The following is a 21,796-nucleotide window of genomic DNA, read 5'->3' as shown; positions in this document are numbered from 1 at the left end:
TGGGCGACCGACAGTAACGGCAACTTCACCAACATTCTGTTTGGGCCCGGATCGGGCAACAGCCCAGCGCTCGAACAGCTTGAGCCGAGCTTCCAACAGGATCTGAATGGCGACGGCACGATCGGCGTACCTATGACGGTGATCGAGGCATTTGGATCCACCGAGCTGGCACAGGCGGGCGGCAACTATTTCCTCAATCCCGTCGCTGGTGGAATGGGGCCGGAGCTGAAGTTGAACGGCACTCCGGTCACGGTGGGTCAGTTCGGCAATGAGCCACCGATCGGCGTTGAAGCGATCACGGGCGGATACGAGGTCGCGTGGAAGGACATGAGCAGTGGCCAGTACACGGTGTGGGCGACCGACACCAACGGCAACTTCACGTCGATACTTTATGCGGTTGGCTCAGGCAGCAGCATTGCATTCGAACAGCTCGAGGCAAGCTTCCATCAGGATCTGAACGGCGACGGTGTGATCGGCGTACCTATGACGGTGATCGAGGCATTTGGATCCACCGCGCTGGTGCAGGCGGGCAACAACTATTTCCTCAATCCCGTTGCTGGTGGAACGGGGCCGTCGCTGAAGTTGAGCGGCACGCCGGTCACGGTAGGCCAGTTTGGCAATGAGCCACCGATCGGCGTTGAAGCGATCACGGGCGGATACGAGGTCGCTTGGAAGGATATGAGCAATGGCCAGTACACGGTGTGGGCGACCGACAGCAACGGCAACTTCACGTCCATCCTTTACGGGCCAGGGGCAGGTAACACCACCACGTTCGGGCAGCTGGAGACGAGCTTCCAGCAGGACTTGAACGGGAACGGGGTGACCGGCGCCACTGGATTGACCGGGCACGCTCAGTTTGGAGGGCTGCCGGAAACGTCGCCAGCAACCGGTCTGGTTGATTCCGAATCGCGGGGGCTCCCAACCGCCGATACAAATGATTCATTTGTTTTTCGCCCGGAGTTTTTCTCAGGCTCTGGAAGCCGGCCGGCATCACTTTCAAATATGGAAGAGCTGTCGAGCGGATTGTTCGATCATCTACACGGGTTCAATGTGGTGCAACTGCATGCCGCGTCTGAATCGGCCGACCATGTAAACGAGATGCACGTTCTTCAAGACCATCACGATTCTTCGGTCCAGATGCCCCATCTCTCGGAATGGCATGACAACGGCTTTATTTTCCGATAATCGACGGATCCATCCGGATCGTTGAAGAAATCAAGGTAGCACGGGTTCCGGGCGTGGGCGGATCGCACCGAGCGAGCATGATTTCTCGCCATTAGCCTTCGGCTCGATGGAAGCTTCAGTCTCTGGCAGGCGCCCACGGCCGGAAGGGGCCTTTGTCGCTTATCGCTCATCGCCTATCGGGATGACGAAGGGACCCGAGCCTCGTGCGCAGCCGCTGGAACGCGAATTCGGATCGGTTCTCATGCTGCCACTTCTCGAGCCTGACCATGCCTGCACCACAGACCACGATGGGCCTGCCGTCATCGAGCTTCCAGATCTTTCCGGCATCGCGAATCTCGAAATGCATCTCTGGAAGCGCAGTTACATCGAATATCCGGATGGTCTCGGTCCCGCCGACGGTGGTCCGAGCACCGGAGTACGGGAAACCGAGAGCGTTGACGAAGCGCTCGATCGCTTGGGCATTGGATGACCAGTCGATTTCATAATCTGTATCGTCGCGCCAGATGCTGTAGGACGCGGATTCGTCGTGCTGCGGTGTGGCGAAGAGTCGATTGCGCCGCCATCGCTCGATGATGTCGACCGCCAGGTCCTTCATCAAGCCGGCTTGCAAGGTCAGCGCCGTCTCGATCTTGATCGGATAGGTGATTGGTAGCGAGCGCTGGGCGATGATCGGTCCCTCATCGGTTCCAACGTTGGGATGCAGGGCGGTAACCCCGATCTCGCGATCTCCCTTTATCAAGGCAGTCGCAGTCGGTGCAAAGCCACGATATTTGGGCAATAGAGAATCGTGGAACACCACGGTTGACGGGGTAATTTGAGATAGCAGATATTGCCAGCCAACGATCAAGGTCAGATCCCCGGCCCGAGGCGTCGGATGCCGGGTTTCCAGCAGATTGGCCGAGGCTCGAGCTGCAAGCTCGCATATTCGTTCGAAACTCCTGGCCTGATCATCGGGCTGGGCGTAAGTCACAAGGGAGTCGATCTTGACTCCCTCCTGTAGAAGGCCCTCCACAAAAGCGAAGCCTTTCAATCCGGCTGCGCATACGACGATGTTTCCAGCCCCTGGCTTCACGTCACGGAGTCCCGCTCAGTGACGGATCAAGCTTGGTCATTCGCTGGCGGTTGCCTTGAGGAGCGGCAAGTTCACAGTCGATGATGAACGTCGGGCGGCCCTTGGTCTCAACGAGGATTCGACCCACATAGAGACCGGTAAGACCAACTACGAACATTTGACAGCCAGCAACGAAAAAAAGTGACAGCGTCATGCTGGCCCAGCCTCGTACCGTCAGTGTACCCAGCAGGTGGGCGATGAGAACGAAGAACGCCATCCCGAATGAGAGCAAGGCAATCAGAAAGCCGCTGGCCATGACGACCTTCAACGGCTTATCCGAGAAGCCGACGATGACGTTTAGCCCCAAAGCCAGCAGTTTTCGAAAGGTATAGCTGGATCGGCCCTCAAATCGGGAATCTTGCTCGACCGACAGGGTCGATTGCGAAAAGCCCACCCAAGACACGATCGCCGGAAAATACTTGGACTCTTCCTCCCAGCTGGTGATGGTTTCGATGACCCTTCGGTTGTAGATGCCGAAATTGGAGAATTCAGGGTTCTGGTCTGTGTCGGTGAGATAGCTGAAGAACGCATAGAACGCGCGCGAGAGCAGCCGGCGATGTATGGGATCGTTCCGTATGAGACGTCTCGCTCTTACGATATCGAATCCCTCAAGTGCCCTGGACCATAGACGCGGGACTTCTTCAGGTCGATCCTGAAGATCGCAGTCCATCACGATAATCCATTCGCCTTTTGCGCGCGACAATCCTGCCTGGATGGCAGCATGTTGCCCGAAATTGCGGGAGAGGCGTATACCGAGAATGGCGGGATCGGTTGCCGTCAGCCGCGCTATCTCCTCCCACGAGCCCTTCGGACAGCGATCGTCCACCAGGATCAGCTCATAGCGCATTCCCGTGCAAACTTCTCTGATCCGGTTGCAGAGCGGTGCGAGACTTTCCGGTGAGCCGTAGACCGGAATCACGAATGACCAGGTGAGCTGCGGATCGCCTTCCGCGGTTCGCTTGCCGTTGCCAGACGGTTCGTCGCCGGGGGAGGCCCGCTTCCAGCCGGTCATTTGTTCGCTCCAACGTACCATCATATCCTACTAGCTCAAGAACGCTATATAGCTTGCCAACAGGGACCTTGAATGTGCTATTCGAACGTGCTTTCAACTTTTTCTTTGGTACACGGCAAACGAATAAATGCCTGATTCATTGCCGTCTGGACGTTGCTGCCCGGCTTGCGGGGTGGTTCAGCCGGTGCTTGCAGGCGAGCCTATTTGGCCGCTTGGCAGGCCGTGCGGGGCCTGCGGATACGTTGTTCCCCATCTACGAGGTGTCGCAATGTTCGCAACTGAACTTGCCGATACCGTCAGCGGATTCGACCCCCAGGCGTTCGACGAGCTTTCGAACCTCGAGGCTGAGCACTTCTGGTTCATCGCGCGCAATGAGCTCATCGTCGGCGTCGCGAACAAGTTCTTTCCGGAGGCGCGGCGTTTCATGGAAGTAGGTTGCGGCAACGGTTTCGTGCTGCGCGCCATCGCCCAATCTCGAGAATGGGATCGCATCGTCGGTTCGGAGTTGCATCCTTCAGGTCTCGAACATGCGCGAAAACGACTTCTGCCGGTCGCGGAATTGGTTCAGATGGATGCGCGACACATTCCTGCGCGGGGCCTCTTCGATCTCACTGGCGCTTTCGATGTGATCGAGCATGTCGTGGATGATGAAGCGGTCCTCAGTGGTATGCACGCATCCATGACTAGGCATGGGGGCATTATCGTTACGGTTCCGCAGCACCCATGGCTATGGAGCAGGGCGGACGAGCTCGCGCACCATGTCAGGCGTTACCGTCGCGGGGAGCTTGAGGAAAAATTCAGACGTGCCGGTTTCGAAGTCCTGTTGTCGACCTCCTTCACCGCACTCTTGCTCCCGCTGATGGCTGCGAGCCGACTGAGGAAGAAGAAAGATGACGAGGCTTACGAGTTCAATATCAACGCTACTCTCAACAAGCTCCTTCTTGCGATCTTGCGAACTGAGGTTCGCCTGACACTTGGGGGAATCCGGTGGCCGCTGGGCGGAAGCCGCCTCGTGGTTGGTCGGGCAATCTAGTCTGGTCCCGACTCGTCGAATTCGCGATTTTTCGAGAATTAGACGCATTTCAGGGCAGTCCAACGCGGTTGGGGATACGGGCGGAGGTGGCAAGGCCTTCATCCTGGCGACCTTGGTTGCAGTGAGTTCGGTATCTCCTGCAAGCAGCATTTTTTGCCGCATCGAAGGTCGAATTCGGTGGGCGGCTCTCGGTCCCAGGCCAGCGAGCGTTGATCTCAGCCGGGAAAAAGCAGCAGCGTCTCCACGAGCCATCCGAGCCAGATCGATGGCGCCAGGAACAGCCCAAACGGCAGTGCCGCCGTTGCCCGCAATGGCCGCCGGTGAAGTACGGCATTTGCGAGGTAGGCGGCGATCGCCGACAAGGCGGCAAGCTCGATGACCGCGAAGATGGTGGTCAGGCCGAGCCAGGCGCCGGCGACTGCCGCGAGCTTGACGTCGCCCAGCCCCAGGCCCTCACGGCCGCGCCAGCGCCGGTAGGCGATCAGCATTCCCCATAGCGGCAGCGCGCTCGCGGCGGCCCGCACGCACGCCCAGATCACGGCGTCGGCGCCTGCGTCGGGGCCGATCCAGAACGCGCGCACCAGCGCCAGCACGGCGGCCGCACCCGACAACTCGTTCGGAATGATGTAGCGCCGCGCGTCCGTTACCGCGATCGCCAGCATCAGCGCGGCGAGGGCAGCGCCGCAAAAACCCTCCAGCCCCGGGGCCGCGACGAGACTTCCGAGCATCGACGCAAACAGCACGAGGGAGAGCGTAAACTTCACGAAATCGGTACGCCAGATGAGCGACAGATCGATATGAGAGCGAGAACGCATAACAATGGAAGTCGAGCCGCCACTGTATCGGCGATATCGAAAAGATACTTCGATGGACGTTCGTGGCGAAAGTTCAAGGACTTACGTCACAATTATGTTTTCGCCGATTGTTAAGTCAAGTGAAGGACTTTTACTCACCGGAAGTTTGTCCTTTGCGGCAGTGAAACGGTAATGGGACGATCATTGTGAGCTCGATGCGAGACTTGTCTGCCGAGGCTTTTGGGCAACATCTGCTGCAAAAGCACGTGCTGCCGGCGCGGACGCGGGCCCAGATCGAAAAAGCGGGCAGGTCGACGACGCCGGCCCGGCCCTTGCGGGAGTTATGGGAAGCTTCCGAATTGTCGGCGGCTGAATTCGCCGACGAAGTATCGGACTATTGGGGCATCGCGCGGCTCAGCCTGCCGCAGCTCCTTGCCGCCACCGCATGCCTGGACGGATTTTCCCGGCGCTTCCTGCGGGAGTCGACGATCTTTCCGACGCGCGACGGCGATGGCGGCTATTGTCTGGCGGTTGCCGATCCCTCCGACACCGCGGCGATCCGCGCCGCCGAGATCGTGTTCGGTGCGCCGGTCGAGATCGCGGTCGCTTCCTTCGAGGACATCGCCACGGTGCTCGATCAGCGGATCGACGCCGAGGGCGCCGCACCCGATGATTCGCTGCGCACCGCGACCCAGCACTCCGAGGACGACATCGAGAGCCTGCGCGATCTCGCGAGCGGCGCGCCCGTGGTGCGCGCACTCAACGACCTGCTCGAGCGCGCCGTCGAGCTCCGCGCCAGCGACATCCACATCGAGCCGTTCCGCGCCGGTCTCGTGGTGCGCATGCGCGTCGACGGGCTGTTGCGGGCCGTGACAGCGCCGTCAGGCATTCCGCCGCAGGCATTGATCTCGCGCGTGAAGATTCTCGCCGGCCTCAACATCGCCGAACGGCGCCTGCCGCAGGACGGCGCGGCGCGGGTGCGCGTCAGCCGCGCCGAACTCGACATCCGTGTCGCGACCATGCCGACCCAACACGGCGAAAGCGCCGTCATCCGCCTGCTGCCGCGCGACCGCGGCCTGTTGGAGATGGGCAAGCTCGGGCTGTCGGTGCGGGACGAAGCCGTGATGACGCGGATGCTGGCGCTGCCGCACGGCATGATCGTCGTGACCGGGCCGACCGGCAGCGGCAAGACCACGACGCTCGCGACCATCCTGTCGATCCTGAACGAGCCGACGCGAAAGATTCTCACCATCGAGGACCCGGTCGAATACGAGATTCCCGGCATCAACCAGTCGCAGGTCAAGCCGGCGATCGGTCTCACCTTCGCATCCGCGATGCGCGCCTTTGTCCGCCAGGATCCCGACGTGATCATGGTCGGCGAGGTCCGCGACGCCGAGACAGCGCACATCGCCATTCATGCCGCGCTGACCGGCCATCTCGTGCTGACGACGCTGCATACCGAGACCGCGGCGGCCGCCGTGCCGCGCCTGATCGATCTCGGCATCGAGAGCTTCCTGCTCCGCTCGACGCTCCGCGCCGTCGTCGCCCAGCGCCTGGTGCGCATCCTGTGCGACCGCTGCAAGGTCCCGCACCAGTTGACGGCGGAGGATCTCGCAGCGGATCCGCGGCTCGCGGGAGTGGGCTTCAGGGCCGGCGAGGTGCTGCACCAGGCCGGCGGGTGCGAGCGCTGCGGCGGCACCGGCTATCGCGGTCGCAACGGCGTGTTCGAGATTCTCGAAATGTCGGACGAGGTCCGCAAGCTGGTTGCCCCGCAGATGGATTCGCACGTCATCGACGCCGCCGCGATTCGCGGCGGCATGACCACGATGCTGGAGGATGCCGTCGCCAAGTGCCGGGCGGGACTGACGACCGTGCCCGAGGTTTTCCGAGTCACGACCATTCGCTGATCCGATGCCGAATTATCGCTACCGCGCGCTCACATGCGATGGGCGTGACGATGCGGAAGACCGTGAGCGCTCAAGGCGATGGACGGTTTGATCGTTCGTAACGCAAGCGCAGGACGTGGGCCAACCGCACATGGACAAGAATTAAGTAGCAGCAGTCCCCTCGCCTTGATCTATTTCGCCCGACATGACGAGGCCGAGAACGGCCGGCGGTCGAGTGGAGTGGGGCTGATGCGAAGGAATCTTCCCTATCTCGGGAATCGAAACTACGTCCACGGCACCACCATCGTCGACATGGTCCTGGCGGAGCTCGAGCCGGGATTTCCGCTGGACGTCAGATTTCAGTCGCCGATTCTCGGAACGGTCGATGTCAGGCGGCACCCGAGCGAAAAGCCGAACGTGGCGGTTTCCTTCGAGAGGGACGGCGAGCGCGTGCATTACGGCCTGTTCGACGCCGGCCGCGCTGCGCTCGACTATCGGGTCGAATTCGACGAGCGCGAGATCGCCAGCCGATTCACGGTCGGCGAACGATCCGTTTTATCTGCGCATGGCGCGGATGCATCGCTGATCGCGCGCGTCGTGCTCATGAACAAGGCCCTGATGGTGCGGGTCTTTCCGGCAGCGCGCGGCAAATGGTGGTTCGCGGGGCTCGCGCTCGAGACCTGGCCTGGCCGCGCCCGATCGATCGAGCTGCAATTCGACGGCGGATTCCGCACCAGGCTGACGCGCTCGATCATCGAGGTCGACGGCGATCCGATCGGGAAGATCTTCTTTTCGCTGTCGGAGGGCGGAATTTGACGTATCCGCTGGCTCGCTCGTTCCCACGGCCGGTGGAACGCCCCTGCACGGCGGCAACGCTGCTCGCAGCGAACAGGATCGCAGCGCAGGAGACTTCAGGCGACCTGCGGACGCTCGTCCGCTGGGTCGCTGCGCCGGACCATGCGGTGGCCGGCAGCCTGGTGTTCTTCCAGGGGCAGGTCACATCGGTACCCGCCGGAATCGTGGCGGTCACCGCGAGGCCTGTCGCGCTCACGGCAGGCTGCTGCATCGTCACGGACGATCCGCGTCGCTGGTTCGTCGAGGCCGTCGGTCAGCTGTTTCCCGCCCCCGCGCCTGAGGTCAGCGAGACGGCGATTGTGGCCGCGTCGGCCCGTATTGCCGCCAACGTCTCGATCGGACCGTTCTCTGTCATCGGGGAGCATGTCGAGATCGGCGAGGGCACGCGGATCGGAAGCCATGTCACCATCCACGACCGGTCGCGCATCGGCAGATCCTGCACCGTGCAGGACCATACCGCGATCGGATCGAGTGGCGTCGCCTATTATCGCGACGCCGGCGAGGAGTGGTACGCGCTGCAGCATCTCGGCATCGTTGAGATCGGCGACCGCGTCGAGATCGGCGCGCATTGTGTCGTGGTACGCGGCATCCTCCACGACACCGTGATCGAGCACGGCGTCAAGATCGGCAATTTCGTCAATATCGGCCACAACTCGACGCTCGGCAGGAATGCCTGGATCACGTCGGGGGCGGTGGTCTGCGGTCGCGTCACGCTCGGCGAGGATGTGCAGGTGGCCGCAGGCGCCTGCGTCCGCGACAAGATCACGATCGGCAATCGTTCCCGGATCGGGATGGGGGCCGTGGTGACGAAGAACATTGCGGCGGATTCCAGGATATTCGGCAATCCCGGACGCTCGCTCGCCACGATGCGTTCGTTCTAGAGCATTTCCACCGGTTTTCCGAAAGGAAATGCGACAACATAGAATCTAGCGCGCGTTCCGTGCACGGAAAGCGCTCTAGGACGTCGGGCAGGGAAGTCTATTGTGGTGTTGAAAGAGGACGACATTCGTCGCGTCATTGCGGAGGTCGTACGCAACGTGGATGCGACTCAGTTGAGCGCGGATTGCGAGTTCGCCGACAGCAACATCGATTCGCTGGATCACTGGTCGATCCTGCTCGCGCTCCAGGAGCAGTTCGGCCTGGTGGTTCCGGATGAGGACCTCGAGCAGACCACCTCGATCGAGAAGATATTGACCTATGCCGCCGGGCAGAAGGCCTAGCGGCGCTCCCGCGGGCGCCGGCTCGCGGCCGGCCTATTCGGTCGTCGTGCCCTGCTACAACAGCGCCGATACGATCGCCGAATTGTTTGCGCGACTCGACGAGGTGTTTCGCAGGATGGGATCGTCCTACGAAATCCTCGCCGTCGACGACGCCTCGCCGGATCGCCGGACGTGGCCGGCCATGATTGCCGCCGGTCGCGGACGTCCGGTGCGGGCGTTCCAGTTGACGCGCAATTTCGGGCGCACCGCCGCAGTGCTGTGCGGAATGGAGCAGGCGAGGGGGAATTGGATCATCGTCATGGACGACGATCTCCAGCATCGGCCGGAAGACATTCCGAAGCTCGCCGAGCTCGGCGATCATGACGCCGTGGTGGCCGATTTCCCCTATCGCGAGAGGCACCACTCGTTCGCGCAGCGCGCGACCAGCCGCTTGCGAAACTGGCTCGAGACGCGGGTTCTCGGCAAGCCGCGGCACATCCGGATGTCGCCCTTCATCATGATCAGGGCCGAGATCGCCAGGATGATGCTGACGTCGACTCAGCGGCAGCCATACTTTCCCGCACTGCTGTTGCATGTGACACGCGACCTCGTCGCGGTTCACGCCTCGCATGCGCCGCGGAGCGCCGGGCGGTCGGGTTTCGGCTTCCGCGCGCGGCTTGCCATGTTCTCGAACCTGATGTTCAACAATTCCACGATCCCGTTGCGGGGCGTGGCCATGATGGGAGGCGTGCTGGCGGTGACGGCGATCCTGGTAGCTTGCTACCTCATTCTGGCGCGACTGCTGTCGCAACGTTACGTCCCCGGTTGGACCTCGATCGTCGTGATCGAGCTGTTCACGGGCGGGGCGATGCTGCTGTCGCTGGGAATCGTGGGCGAATACCTTGCCCGGATCATCCAGCTCGGCGAGCAGCGTCCGCTCTATTTTATCCGAGCGAGCCACGACGAGGGCGCCGACATGCAGACGGCAGGATTCGCCGGACCTGACGCCATGAAGGGGCCTCGATCGGACGCGCCGGCCTCCGGTGATGAGGCTTCCGGCTGACGATGCCGCCCGTCGAACGATCTTTCACCGTGACGGCCTCGTCGTCCGCCGCCGCCGGTGAGCGGCACCTGACGTTTGCGTCCGCAACGCCCTGGGCCACGCTGGCGGTCACCGCGATCGCGAGCCTGTCGCTGTTGGCCTCGGTGCTCCGGCGCTGCCGGTCCGGTTTCGATTTCACCGACGAGGGCTTCTACGTCAACTGGATTTCCGACCCCTGGAACTATTCTGCTTCGGTCAGCCAGTTCGGCTTCGTCTATCACCCGCTCTACCGGCTCGCCGACGGCGACATCGCGCGGCTGCGGCAGATCAACGTGCTGCTCCTGTTCGCCCTCGCCTTTGCGCTCTGCATCGTTCTGCTGCGCACGCTCCGCGATGCACAGCCTGCCGCTCGTCGGTGGCACGAGGGGAGCCTGCTCGGCGTTGCGCTGATCGCCGCAGCCACCTCCTTGTCCTTCCTGGAAGTCTGGCTGCCGACCCCGAACTACAATTCGCTGAACTTGCAGGCGATGATGTTGGCGGTGATCGGCGGGCTGCTGGCGGACCGCGAAACGTCGATGCGGAGCGTCGCCGGGTGGATCCTGATCGGGGTCGGGGGCGGTCTGGCGTTCCTGGCCAAGCCCCCGAGTGCCGCGATGCTCGGGGCGATGCTCGCGGTCTATCTCGTATTGGCCGGAAAGCTCAGGCCCCGCGTCGCGACGATCGCCGTCGCGACCGCTGTCGTGCTGATCGTCGCCGCTGCGTTCGCGATCGACGGCTCGCCGAGCGGCTTCGTGCGGCGGATCGCCGATGGGTTGAGCCTGAGCGGCCAGCTCGCTGCTTCGGAGGGGGTCATCGGCCGGCTGTTCCGGCTGGATGAATTCACCTTGTTCAGCCACCAAAGGACAGCGTTCGTTTCTGTCCTGGTCGCGAGCTCCGTCATCTTCGGGCTGGGCCTGCTTGGCAGCCATCGGGCGCGGCTGGCCTCCGCATTGCTCGTTCTCGCGATAGCGGTGCTCGGAGCCGCCGGGATTGCGGGCATCGCCAGCCCTTCGATCTTCCGTTACGACTTGAGGCCGGTCCAGTTCCTTGCGGTGGCATTGGGCGTGGCGCTGGCCGCCCGTATTGCTGCGAAGCCCGCGATGAGGGTGCAGCCCGAAGGTGGATGGGCCATCATCATCCTGTTGCTGGTCCTGCCCTATGGCTTTGCGTTCGGTACGAACAACAACATATGGGACACCGCTCAGCATGCCGGCATGTTCTGGTTGCTTGCGGCTCTTGCGATCGGCGTCAGATATTCCCCCGCTTGCGGACTCGACTGGCCGAAGCTGCTGCCCGTCGTGGTGCTCGGATTGCTGATTTCGGCCGATATGGTGTTCGTTGCGGCGCAAGCACCCTATCGGCAGACCGAGGCGCTGGACCGGCAGGCGGTGCCGCTCGATATCGCGCCCGGACGATCGCGCCTGTTCCTCTCCGAGGATGCTGCGGCCTATATTGGCGGCTTGCGAAGGCTGGCTGCGGAAAGCGGGTTCAAGGAAGGCGATCCTGTGCTCGATCTTACCGGCGCCAGGCCCGGACTGCTTTACGCCATCGGAGCCCGTCCGCTCGCCGCGGCGTGGACGCTCGGCGGTTATCCGGGGAGCGCGGATGTCGTCGTGGCTGCGCTCGGCTCCGAGGCCTGCGCGGCGATCGCAACGAGCTGGATCCTGGACGCGCCGGGTTCCGCGAGCGCCATTCCCGCCGACGTGCTCAGGCCGTTCGGCATCGATGTCTCGACCGACTACCGCGTGGCCGGCTCGGTCAAGGCGACGGCAGAGTTGGCGCCGCAGCCATCGGAAAACCGCCTGCTCAAGCCGGTGCGCGGCGCCGAGGAGGCGCGGCTCGCCTGCGAGCAGGCACGGCATTGACGGGCTCGCCCGGTCGGCATCTCACCGCCGCAGGAACCGGCCCAGCACCTCGACGACACGCTGCTGCTGTGCCTCGCCGAGACCGTGCCACATTGGAAGCCGGATCAGCCGCTGCGACAACGACGTCGTGAGCTGAAGGTCGCCATGCGCGCGGCCGAAGCGCTGCCCCGCGGGGGAGGTGTGCAGTGGGACGTAATGAAACACCGCGCCGATCTGCTGGCGCTTCAATTCTGCCAGCACTTCCCCCCGGTCGATCTCGGGCGCAAGCACGATGTAGTACATATGCCCGTTGTGGCCGCATTCCCGCGGCACATGGGGGCGCCGGAACAGCCCCTGCTGCTCCAGCGGCGCCAGCATCTCGTGGTAGCGCCGCCAGGCCGCCAATCGTCCTTGGGTGATCTCCTTCGCCTGCTCGAGCTGGGCCATCAAGAAGGCGGCGGTGATCTCGCTGGGCAGGAGCGAGGAGCCGAGATCCTGCCAGGTGTACTTGTCGACCTCGCCCCGATAGAACCGGCTGCGGTCGGTGCCCTTCTCGCGGATGATCTCGGCCCGCTCGACCAGTTCCGGATCGTTCACGAGCAGGCTGCCGCCTTCGCCGCAGGTGACGTTCTTGGTTTCGTGGAAGCTGAAGGTGCCGAGTTCGCCGATGGCGCCGAGCGGCCTTCCCCGATAGTTCGCCATCACGCCCTGCGCGGCATCCTCGACGATCTTCAGGTCGTGCCGCTCCGCGATCGCTGTGATGGCGTCCATCTCGCAGGCCACGCCGGCATAGTGCACCGGCACGATCGCCCGCGTGCGCGGCGTGAGCGCCGCCTCGATCAGAGTCTCATCGAGGTTGAGCGTGTCCTCGCGAATGTCGACGAACACCGGGACCGCACCCCGCAGCACGAAGGCGTTCGCGGTCGAGACGAAGGTGTAGGAGGGCATGATGATCTCGTCGCCGCTTCGGACGTCGAGCAGCAGCGCCGCAAGCTCCAGCGCCGAGGTGCAGGAATGGGTCAGCAGCGCCTTCGCACAGCCGGTCTGATCCTCGATCCATTGCTGGCTGCGCTTGGTGAACGGTCCGTCGCCGCAGAGGTGGCGCTGGCGTTGCGCCTCGGTCACATAGGCAACCTCGTCGGGTGACTGATAGGGCCGGTTGAAGGGAATGTGTTCAGGGGACATCTGGAGACGTGTTGGGCAGGGCAGGGCTGAAGTTCGACTATCGACAAATAGCTGCGGGGTTGATAGCCCGCAAGTCTCGCAACAAAGGCTCCGGGATTGATCGATACGTCAGCCGATAATGCTTCCGAGCCGGCCGCAGCGCCCGGCCGGGTGCGGCGCCTCGTTGCAGGCTGGTCCGCAAATCTCGTGCAGATGGTCCTCGGCGTGACGCAGCAAGTGCTGCTGGTCCCGGTGTTTCTGCATTTCTGGACCAGCGACGTGCTCGCCGCCTGGCTCGCGCTCTACGCGACCGGAAACCTGGTGCTGATCGCCGATGCCGGCCTGCAGTTTCGCGCGATCAACCGCTTCTTCGCCTTCAAGTCCAGCGTCGACCGCGACGGTCGCACCGGCCGGTTCTACGCCGCGATGCTCGGAATCTATTGGAAGCTGGCCGGGGGGCTGGGGCTGTTGCTCGCGATGCTGCAGCAGATCGCGATTCCGTCGCAGGTCCTGGGCTTCGAGGCGGTCCCGCATTTCGATGTCGCCTTCCTCGTCATGACGGTCGGCATGGTGCTGACATTGCCCGCCAACCTCACATCCGGTCTGTATCGCGCCGGCGGCCGCTATGGCCGGGTCGTCTGGATTCAGAACGGTGCGATGGCATTGGCTCAGCTCGCGCAGCTCGTCGCGGCCGTCGCGACGGGAAGCCTGTTGGCGGTCACGGTCGCCTATGTCGGATCGCTGCTGGCGATGTCCGCCTACCTGCTCGCCATCGATGCTCCGCGCCTGTTTCCATCCCTGCGGCAGCGCGCGGCCGCGCCGTCCTGGCGCTGGAGCCTCGGCCAGTTCCGGCTCGGCTTTCCCTTCGCGGTGGCGGGAGCTGCGGAGCTCGCCTTGCTCAACGTCCCCGTGCTCCTGATCAGCGCGTTGATCACGGATCGCACGGCCGTCGCCCAATGGGGACTGACGCGGGTGATCGCGGGACTGATGCGGATGTTGTGTGCGCAGGCGACGCTGCCGCTCGCGGCCGAGCTCGGCCATGACTACGTCACCGGCCAGAAAGAGGCGCTGCGCGAGCTCTATGCGCGAGGATCGGCGCTCCTCGCCCTGCTGGCGAGCGGGATGGGCGCGGCGCTGCTGGCGTTCTGGCCGGATTTCTTCGCGATATGGACCCGTGGCAGCGTGCCCTACGATCCCGCGCTGACGGTGGTGCTGCTGCTCGGCGCGACCCTGGTCGCCCCGTCGCTGCTCGCACTCGGCTTTGCCAATTACAGCAACCGCGGGCCGCTGCTGCTGTGGACCAAATCGATCCAGCTCGCGATCCTGATGGTCCTGTCGGTCATCCTGATCCCGCGTTTCGGCCCGCTCGGTGCGGCCATCGCACTGGTGGCGGGCGATGTGGTGGCACAGGGCGGCATCCTGTCGTTCGCGATCGTGACCGACATCCTGCGTCATCCCCTGCGGCACGCTCTTGCGCTGCTCGCGATCATGGTGGCGATCTTCGTCGCGGGCACCGCGCTGGGCGCCGCGATCAGCCGGCTCGTGCCCGGCACCGGGCTGCTGCATTTCGTGGCCGAATGCGCAGCCTGGCTTGTGGTTGCCGCGCTCGCGGTCGCGCCTCTGGCGTACAGGCCGTTGCGCGAGAGGATGCTGGCGAAGTTGCCGGTGTAGCTCAGTGCTGCGTCGCCTGGCGGATGAGATATCGCCCGTAGAGCGTTCCCTTCATCGGTTCGGCGAGCCGCAGGAGGTGCTCGGCGTCGATGAAGCCCTGCATGAAGGCGACCTCCTCGGGGCAGGCGATCTTCAGTCCCTGCCGCTTCTCGACGATCTGGATGAACTGCGATGCTTCGAGCAGCGAATCGTGGGTCCCGGCGTCGAGCCACGCATAGCCGCGGCCGAGCCGCTCGACATGGAGATCGCCACGTTCGAGATACCACTGGTTGACGTCGCTGATCTCGAGCTCGCCGCGCGCGGAAGGTTTCATGTCGCGCACCAGGTCGATCACGCGATCATCGTAGAAATAGAGGCCGGTCACTGCGTAGTTCGATCTGGCGGGCGCCTTGGGTTTCTCGACGATGCGCAAGGGACGGAACTTCGCGTCGAGCTCGACCATTCCGTAGCGCTCGATGTCGTCGACCCAGTAGGCGAACACGGTGGCGCCGTTGTCCCGGCGCGCCGGCCGCTGTAGCACCGCGCTGAGCCGGTCGCCGTAAAAGACGTTGTCGCCGAGAACCAGAGCCGACGGCTGGCCGGCCAGGAACTGGCGCCCGATCAGGAAGGCTTCGGCGACGCCGCCCGGATGATCCTGCGTGGCGTAGGACAGCTCGATGCCCCATTGCCGACCGTCACCCAGCAGGCGCTGGAACTGCCACTGCTCCTCCGGCGTGGTGATGAGCAGGAGGTCGCGGATGCCGGCCAGCATCAGCGTCGTCAGCGGATAGTAGATCAGGGGCTTGTCGTAGACCGGCAGCAACTGCTTGGACGTCGCAAGCGTGACCGGATAAAGCCGCGTTCCACGCCCTCCTGCCAGGATGATTCCCTTGCGACTCATGCATCTCGTCCCGTTAGACCGGAAGCCGCGTATTCGGCCGCTACTGGTAGGCGACCTCGTCGCGAGACCGCAAGCGCTTTCTGCTACGGGAAGCCGTCTGGATTTGGCTTGATCTTTTCGGCTTTCATGGCTTGAGTGCGGCCGCTCCGCTCCATCGCTGCCGGAATTTCCGTTCGTGAGGCTCTTCCAGAATTCGAGGTACTATCCGTCGCTTCGGACGAAGATTCGCGAACTGACCAGGAGTCATGCCGGCTTCGCGGCCAAGATCAGGGCATTCCTCGATTTCCGCGAGGCGGCCGCGCATACGCTGTTGCCGGTCGAGGAGGCCGCCGAATGGGCGTTCTTCACCAATGGCGACGATCTCGAGCTGCAGCGCGTCTGGGCCAGAGAGCACGGCCTCGGCCCGCGCGCTTCGGCGGCCGACATCCTGAAGGCGCAGATCGAGGAGCATCGCGCGGACGTGTTCTACAACGTCGATGCGACAGGCTGGAATCGCGAATTCGTCAGGAGCCTGCCGGGCTGCGTCAAGACGACCATCGCCTGGCACGCGGCGCCGTTCCGGGACGCGCCGCTTGCCGACTACGACCGCGTGGTCTGCAACTTTCCCTCCATCCTCGAAAGACTTGTGCAACAGGGGTGTCGCACGGACTATTTCTTCCCTGCCTACGATCCGGAGCTCGAGCCGTTTGCGGCCCGCCGCGAGCGGCCGATCGACGTGCTGTTCGTCGGCGGTTACTCGCGTCACCACCTGAAGCGGGCAGCCGTTCTCGAAGCCGTGGCACGGTTGGCCGGCGAATTCGATATCGTCTATCACCTCGATCGCTCGCGGCTCACCCGGCTCGCGGAATCGCCGCTCGGACGCCTGCTGCCGCTGGCGGAGCACCGTCGGCCGTCTCCGATCAGGGCGATCACGCGAGAGCCGGTATTCGGACGTGACTACTACGACATGATCGCGCAGGCCAAAATAGTGCTAAACGGGGCGATCGACATGGCGGGAGCCGACCGCGGCAACATGCGCTGCTTCGAGGCGCTGGGAGGCGGAGCGCTGTTGCTGTCGGACCAGGGCAATTACCCGGAAGGGATGACGGCAGGCGAGACCATCGTGACCTACGGCTCGCCACAGGAGGCGGTGGAGCGGATCAGGGGTCTGCTCGCCGACCCCGAAGCGAGGGAACGGACGGCACGGGCGGGGCACGCCATGGTGTCGACCCGCTACTCGAAGCAGATACAATGGCAGCGGTTCGAGGCGCTCGTCGCCTCGATCTAGAAGGAAGATCATGTCAGAGCCATTCATTCCGATCTCCAGGCCGTTCATCGGCGCCCGCGAACGGGAGCTCGTGCTCGATGCGCTCGATTCCGGCTGGGTGTCGTCGATCGGCAGGTATATCGACGAATTCGAGGACAGGTTCGCGCGCTACTGCGGAACCGAATACGCGCTCGCCGTCAGCAACGGCACGACGGGTCTGCATCTGGCGCTTGCCGCCCTCGGCCTGCGGCCGGGAGACGAGGTGATCGTTCCGGACCTGACCTTCGTCGCGACCGCGAATGCGGTCGCCTATACCGGCGCGACGCCGGTGCTCGCCGATGTCGAGCCCGACACGCTGTGCCTCGACGTCGCCTCGGTCCGCTCGCTGATCACGCCGCGGACCAGGGCGATCATGCCGGTCCATCTCTACGGACATCCGGCCGACATGGATGCGCTCGCTGCGGTCGCCGAAGCGCATGGCCTCGCCATCATCGAGGACGCGGCCGAGGCGCATGGCGCGGAATACAAAGGCCGCCGTGTCGGCGGCCTGGGCAAATGCGCGGTGTTCAGCTTCTACGGCAACAAGGTGATCACGACCGGCGAAGGCGGCATGCTGACCACCGACGACCGAGCGTTCTACCAACGCGCCAGGCGGCTGCGCGATCACGCGATGAGTCCCGAGAAGCGGTATTTCCACGATGAGCGGGGGTTCAACTACCGCATCACCAATCTGCAGGCGGCGCTCGGCGTGGCGCAGCTCGAGCGCATCGACGAATTCCTCGGGCGCCGCGCCGAAATCATGGACTGGTATCGGGCCGAGATCGCCGCCGGCGAGAGCGTCCGCCTCAACCGGGTGAAGAACTGGGCACGGAGCGCGTTCTGGATGGTCTGCCTCGAGGTCGACTGGTTCGACGAGGCGCGCCGTGCCGCCTTCATGCAGGCGCTGAAAGCGCGCGGCATCGATACCCGCCCCTACTTTTGCACGATGAGCTCGATGCCGATGTACCGGCAAAAGCCGCTGCCGGTCGCCGCGCGCAAGGCGCAGATCGGGTTGAACCTGCCGTCCTATTTCGAGCTGACGAGGGACGACGTCCGGCGGATCGGGGCCAGCGTGAACCGGTTGCTGCGCGAGCTCAGTCCAGCCTGATGGGCGTCGTCGCGCGCGTGCCGGGGACCAGCCAAGTCGAAATGGGGCGGCCATGACCAAGCTCGGCGTCCTCGCGCTCGCCGGACCGGACTTCGGCGGAACGTATCAGTACACGCTGGCGATGCTGCAGGCGCTGCGCCATACCAGGGGCTTCGCCGTCACGCTGTATGGCGACCCGGACAATCCCGATTTCAGGCAGACCGGCTACCCGATCATCCCGTTTGCCGAATCCCGGGCGCGACAGCTCGTGGCACTGGCCGCCGCCCGGCTCCAGATCGGGTTGCCCGATCCGTTCGCCGCGCAGGACATCCTGCTGGCGCCGATCTATTCGCTGATGCTGCTGCACACCTTGAGGCCGTTCGCCTACACCTTGCACGATCTGCAGGAGCGCTATTATCCGGAGAACTTCAACGGGGCGCAGCGGGCCTGGCGGCATCAGGTGCACGCGCAATTGTTGAAGCGGACGCAGCGAGTGATCTGCGAGTCCAACCATGTCAAACGTGACATCGTGCGTTTCTTCGGCGTGCCGGAAGCGCGGGCGACGGTGTTGCCGGCGCCGCCGCAACAGCAGTTCCTAGCGCCTCTGGATGAGGCGGCGCTGCGCGCGGTGCGGGACCGCCTGCAGCTTCCCGAGAGGTTTCTGTTCTATCCGGCGCAGTTCTGGCCCCACAAGAACCATCTGCGCCTGGTTGCGGCGTTCCGCGAGGTGGCGAACGACGTGCCGGACCTGAAGCTCGTCCTTACCGGCAAGAAGCGAGACGACTATGAGATGGTGATGCGCGCCGTCGCAACGCTCGGGCTGAGCGGGCATGTGCTGCATCTCGGCTATGTCGCGCAGGACGACCTCCGCGCGATCTACGCCCTCGCGTCTGCGCTGGTGATGCCCTCGCTGTTCGAGAGCATCAGCATCCCGGTCTACGAGGCGTTCGAGATCGGTACGCCCGTCGCGGCCTCCAACGTCCTCGCCATCCCCGAGCAGGTCGGCGACGCCGGCATGCTGTTCGATCCGACGTCGGTGCCCGCGATGCGGGACGCGATGATGAAGGTCATCGATCCGGCCGTGGCCGCGCAGCTCGCGGCACGCGGCCGGCAGCGCATGGCGCAGATGACGCCGGAGCGATACGGAGCCGGGCTGCAGAGCCTCCTGGAGAGCCTGTGACGGCGGTTCGTCTCAGAATTCGAGCTGATAATCCGGCCATCTCGGCAGGTTCGGCCGATCAAGCTCCGGATCCGGATATTGCAGCCGCGATGGCGCCGGTACCGTATCGAAGAAGCGCTTGTTGAGGAAGGTGATCTCCGGTGCGATCGGGAAGTGGAAGGGCGCGAGGCCTCCCATGTTGTTGGCATGGAAGTGCACGATGTAGAAGTCGCGCTTGATCTTCTCGACCAGCGAGGTGAAGCGTTCGGGCCAGATGTCGACATCGTGAAACTCGATCGCCAGCGCGACGATGCAGTCTGCTCGACGCAGCAGGTCATCCAGGACGCGGTATTCGCTGTTCTCGATGTCGATCTTGACGAAGACCTGGCAGCTTGCCGGCAGACGCGCGAAGGCGTCGTCGATCGTCGCGCTGTCATTTTGTCGGTCGTGCCAGATGCGTTGCCGGAAGTGCACCTTGTCGCCACGGAAGAACATCAGATAGTCGATCCACGCAAGAGCCTCGCGCAGGTGGTGCGGGGTGAAGCGCGCCAAGAATCGCGCGAGCTGGCCGACTGAATAGGCCGCAGCCGTGCGCAACGATACGGTGTGGTCGTAGCAATGAATAACGGCGCGCGGATTGTGCTTCCTGAAGTCACGCTCGAACGACCAGTTGTGCGACAGGCCGAGCGACAGCAACGCATCGGCCGATGTGACTGCGTTCAGGGGCACGACATAGCCGCCGTCATAGGGACCGCCGACCCGGGCGAGCGATCCGCAGGTCACGGGACGAAAGTCCGAAAGCTGCACGGCATCGCCGGGCTCGGATCTCACCAGGATGGAGAATGGATTCGTTGCCACGGCGGTTCAGACCGCCAGCCGGAAGCCGTAGTTCTGGTCCAGCCAGATCCTGTAGGCGCCGCTCGTCACCTCGCGCCACCAGCCTTCCTGCGCGAGATACCAGCGCACGGTCTCGTCGAGGCCGGCTTCGAAACCGATGCTGCACCGCTCGCCGACGTCGCGGGCGAGCTTGCCGGCGTCGATGGCGTAGCGGTGATCGTGGCCCGGCCGGTCGGTGACATGGCTGATCAGGGTGCGACAGGATTGTCCGGCCGCGGCGGGACAGGTGAGGAAACGCGCGCGGAGCGTGCCGTCCGCAGCAAAGGCGGAATCGAGGATATCGCAGATCAGGCCGACGACGTCGCGGTTGTTCCGCTCGTTGCCGCCGCCGATATTGTAGGTCTCGCCGCACTGCCCGCGCTCGATGACGGCCATCAGGGCCCGGCAATGGTCGGAGACGTGCAGCCAGTCGCGCACGTTGGAGCCGTCGCCGTAGATCGGCAGCGGCCTGCCCTGGAGCGCGTGAATGATCATCAGCGGGATCAGCTTCTCGGGATGCTGATAGGGCCCGTAATTGTTGGAGCAGTTAGTGATCAAGGCCGGCATCGCGTAGGTGGCGACGAAGGAGCGGACCAGATGGTCGCTCGCGGCCTTGCTGGCGGCATAGGGCGAGTTCGGCCGGTAGGGCGAGGCCTCCGTGAAGGCGGGATCGGCGGGGCCGAGCGAGCCGTAGACCTCGTCGGTCGACACGTGCAGGAAGCGCGCCTGCGCGATCGTGTCCCAGGCCTGCCAGGCGTCGAGCGCGGTCTTCAGGAGCGTGAAGGTGCCGAGCACATTGGTCTGCAGGAACGCCTCGGGATCGACGATGGAGCGGTCGACATGCGACTCGGCCGCCAGATGCAGCACGCGGCTGAAGCGGTGCGTCTCGAACAGGCCGCCCGTCAAGGCGGCGTCGCGGACATCACCTCTGACGAACATGATCCTGCCGTCGGCGATCAGCGGCTCCAGGCTGCGCAGATTGGCCGCATACGTCACGGCGTCGAGTACCACCAGGCGGTCCTGACCGCGCAATTGCCGCCACGCATGGACCAGGTTCTGGCCGATGAAGCCGGCGCCGCCGGTGATCAGGACGTTGTGCATCCAAGCCCCCTCGATGGATCGCCACGCGCCGATGGTTGCATCCGCCTTCACGCATACCCGTGTTCAAAAAGCAAGGTCGGTGGCGAGCGCCGACGTCCCAATTGACTTGATCCATCACGACTTTTGCGAATATAGACGGCGGGTTGCGCGCTCGATCGCGCCGCGGTTACAGAGTGCCGTTTGCCGAAGGGAAACCTCGATGATCCGATTTGGCCTGCTCGGGTGCGGACGCATCGCCAAGCGTCACTCCGACCTGCTGGGCGGCCATCTCATCGAGGGCGCGAGACTGGTCGCGGTCTGCGATCCCATTCGCGCGCGCGCAGATGTGATCGCGGCGAAATTCGGCGTGCCGGCCAGTTACGACATCGACGACTTCCTCGCACGCAAGGATATCGACGCGATCTCGGTCCTGACCCCGAGCGGATTGCATCCGCGGCACGTGATCGCCTGCGCGAAGGCCGGCAAGCATGTCGTCGTGGAAAAGCCGATGGCGCTCCGGCTGCAGGACGCCGACGACATGATCCGCGCCTGCGACGAGGCCGGCGTCAAGCTGTTCATCGTCAAGCAGAACCG

At 64.0% G+C, this 21,796-nt stretch carries 19 protein-coding genes and 1 pseudogene; 13 read left to right on the top strand and 7 right to left on the bottom strand.

Annotated features, from left to right (window positions below; genetic code table 11):
- Positions 1 to 1,185, top strand: a pseudogene (locus JOY90_RS32150) (protease); the annotation flags it as partial.
- A gap of 166 nt (positions 1,186 to 1,351) precedes the next feature.
- Here the strand turns inward: JOY90_RS32150 and JOY90_RS32145 are convergent.
- Complete coding sequence (locus tag JOY90_RS32145) at positions 1,352 to 2,257, bottom strand: formyltransferase family protein (RefSeq protein ID WP_291695118.1); 906 nt, start codon at positions 2,255 to 2,257, stop codon at positions 1,352 to 1,354.
- A 1-nt stretch (position 2,258) separates the two neighbouring features.
- Positions 2,259 to 3,308, bottom strand: a complete 1,050-nt coding sequence (locus JOY90_RS32140) for a glycosyltransferase family 2 protein (RefSeq protein ID WP_291695117.1) — start codon at positions 3,306 to 3,308, stop codon at positions 2,259 to 2,261.
- Between the two features lie 268 nt (positions 3,309 to 3,576).
- Here JOY90_RS32140 and JOY90_RS32135 point away from each other — a divergent pair, with 268 nt between their 5' ends.
- On the top strand, positions 3,577 to 4,341 hold the full coding sequence (locus JOY90_RS32135) for a bifunctional 2-polyprenyl-6-hydroxyphenol methylase/3-demethylubiquinol 3-O-methyltransferase UbiG (protein WP_291695116.1): 765 nt from the start codon (positions 3,577 to 3,579) through the stop codon (positions 4,339 to 4,341).
- A 215-nt stretch (positions 4,342 to 4,556) separates the two neighbouring features.
- On the opposite strand, the gene JOY90_RS32130 is transcribed toward JOY90_RS32135, so the two are convergent.
- Positions 4,557 to 5,105, bottom strand: coding sequence for an A24 family peptidase (locus JOY90_RS32130; RefSeq protein WP_291695115.1), 549 nt, complete (start codon positions 5,103 to 5,105; stop codon positions 4,557 to 4,559).
- Between the two features lie 236 nt (positions 5,106 to 5,341).
- Between JOY90_RS32130 and JOY90_RS32125 the strand changes: the two genes are divergently transcribed.
- The 6 genes from JOY90_RS32125 to JOY90_RS32100 all read left to right on the top strand — a co-directional run bounded on the left by JOY90_RS32125 (position 5,342) and on the right by JOY90_RS32100 (position 12,021).
- On the top strand, positions 5,342 to 7,042 hold the full coding sequence (locus tag JOY90_RS32125) for a GspE/PulE family protein (protein WP_291695114.1): 1,701 nt from the start codon (positions 5,342 to 5,344) through the stop codon (positions 7,040 to 7,042).
- Positions 7,043 to 7,270: 228 nt separating this feature from the next.
- Positions 7,271 to 7,837 (top strand): hypothetical protein, encoded by a 567-nt coding sequence (locus JOY90_RS32120; RefSeq protein WP_291695113.1) that lies wholly within the window; start codon positions 7,271 to 7,273, stop codon positions 7,835 to 7,837.
- Entirely contained in the window at positions 7,834 to 8,757 is a 924-nt protein-coding gene (locus JOY90_RS32115; RefSeq protein WP_291695112.1) for a hypothetical protein, read from the top strand. Before JOY90_RS32120 ends, JOY90_RS32115 begins: the two co-directional genes overlap by 4 nt.
- A gap of 105 nt (positions 8,758 to 8,862) precedes the next feature.
- Positions 8,863 to 9,096 (top strand): acyl carrier protein, encoded by a 234-nt coding sequence (locus tag JOY90_RS32110; RefSeq protein WP_291695111.1) that lies wholly within the window; start codon positions 8,863 to 8,865, stop codon positions 9,094 to 9,096.
- The gene (locus tag JOY90_RS32105; protein ID WP_291695110.1) at positions 9,074 to 10,138 is read left to right on the top strand and encodes a glycosyltransferase family 2 protein; all 1,065 of its coding nucleotides are present in this window, start codon (positions 9,074 to 9,076) and stop codon (positions 10,136 to 10,138) included. The genes JOY90_RS32110 and JOY90_RS32105 overlap by 23 nt, the downstream gene beginning before the upstream one ends.
- 29 nt (positions 10,139 to 10,167) lie before the next feature.
- Positions 10,168 to 12,021, top strand: coding sequence for a hypothetical protein (locus JOY90_RS32100; RefSeq protein ID WP_291695109.1), 1,854 nt, complete (start codon positions 10,168 to 10,170; stop codon positions 12,019 to 12,021).
- Positions 12,022 to 12,042: 21 nt separating this feature from the next.
- Here JOY90_RS32100 and rffA read toward each other — a convergent pair whose 3' ends face one another.
- Positions 12,043 to 13,185 carry a dTDP-4-amino-4,6-dideoxygalactose transaminase gene (rffA, locus tag JOY90_RS32095; protein WP_291695108.1) on the bottom strand — a complete coding sequence of 381 codons (1,143 nt, stop codon included), beginning with the start codon at positions 13,183 to 13,185 and terminating at the stop codon, positions 12,043 to 12,045.
- Positions 13,186 to 13,281: 96 nt separating this feature from the next.
- On the opposite strand from rffA, the gene JOY90_RS32090 reads away from it, so the two are divergent.
- Positions 13,282 to 14,835: a hypothetical protein gene (locus JOY90_RS32090; RefSeq protein WP_291695107.1), complete on the top strand. Its 1,554-nt coding sequence runs from the start codon at positions 13,282 to 13,284 to the stop codon at positions 14,833 to 14,835.
- A gap of 1 nt (position 14,836) precedes the next feature.
- Here JOY90_RS32090 and rfbA read toward each other — a convergent pair whose 3' ends face one another.
- Positions 14,837 to 15,715: a glucose-1-phosphate thymidylyltransferase RfbA gene (gene rfbA, locus JOY90_RS32085; protein WP_291695106.1), complete on the bottom strand. Its 879-nt coding sequence runs from the start codon at positions 15,713 to 15,715 to the stop codon at positions 14,837 to 14,839.
- Between the two features lie 175 nt (positions 15,716 to 15,890).
- Between rfbA and JOY90_RS32080 the strand changes: the two genes are divergently transcribed.
- From JOY90_RS32080 to JOY90_RS32070, 3 genes are read left to right on the top strand one after another with little or no spacing between them, the layout of a single operon-like run.
- Positions 15,891 to 16,982 carry a glycosyltransferase gene (locus JOY90_RS32080; protein WP_291695105.1) on the top strand — a complete coding sequence of 364 codons (1,092 nt, stop codon included), beginning with the start codon at positions 15,891 to 15,893 and terminating at the stop codon, positions 16,980 to 16,982.
- A 10-nt stretch (positions 16,983 to 16,992) separates the two neighbouring features.
- Complete coding sequence (locus tag JOY90_RS32075) at positions 16,993 to 18,108, top strand: DegT/DnrJ/EryC1/StrS aminotransferase family protein (RefSeq protein ID WP_291695104.1); 1,116 nt, start codon at positions 16,993 to 16,995, stop codon at positions 18,106 to 18,108.
- Positions 18,109 to 18,160: 52 nt separating this feature from the next.
- The gene (locus JOY90_RS32070) at positions 18,161 to 19,267 is read left to right on the top strand and encodes a glycosyltransferase family 1 protein (RefSeq protein ID WP_291695103.1); all 1,107 of its coding nucleotides are present in this window, start codon (positions 18,161 to 18,163) and stop codon (positions 19,265 to 19,267) included.
- 12 nt (positions 19,268 to 19,279) lie between these two features.
- Here JOY90_RS32070 and JOY90_RS32065 read toward each other — a convergent pair whose 3' ends face one another.
- Together JOY90_RS32065 and rfbB are read right to left on the bottom strand one after the other, a co-directional pair.
- Complete coding sequence (locus JOY90_RS32065) at positions 19,280 to 20,104, bottom strand: hypothetical protein (RefSeq protein WP_291695102.1); 825 nt, start codon at positions 20,102 to 20,104, stop codon at positions 19,280 to 19,282.
- A gap of 6 nt (positions 20,105 to 20,110) precedes the next feature.
- Positions 20,111 to 21,223 (bottom strand): dTDP-glucose 4,6-dehydratase, encoded by a 1,113-nt coding sequence (gene rfbB / locus JOY90_RS32060; protein ID WP_291695101.1) that lies wholly within the window; start codon positions 21,221 to 21,223, stop codon positions 20,111 to 20,113.
- A 199-nt stretch (positions 21,224 to 21,422) separates the two neighbouring features.
- Here rfbB and JOY90_RS32055 point away from each other — a divergent pair.
- Positions 21,423 to 21,796, top strand: a 374-nt coding sequence (locus JOY90_RS32055; RefSeq protein WP_291695100.1) for a Gfo/Idh/MocA family protein, incomplete at its 3' end; no start/stop codon positions are given.

Source organism: Bradyrhizobium sp. (assembly GCF_019242285.1).
Taxonomy (GTDB): Bacteria; Pseudomonadota; Alphaproteobacteria; order Rhizobiales; family Xanthobacteraceae; genus Bradyrhizobium.
The sequence above is the reverse complement of the archived record's forward strand: the minus strand, read 5'-3'. Positions and strand labels throughout refer to the sequence as shown.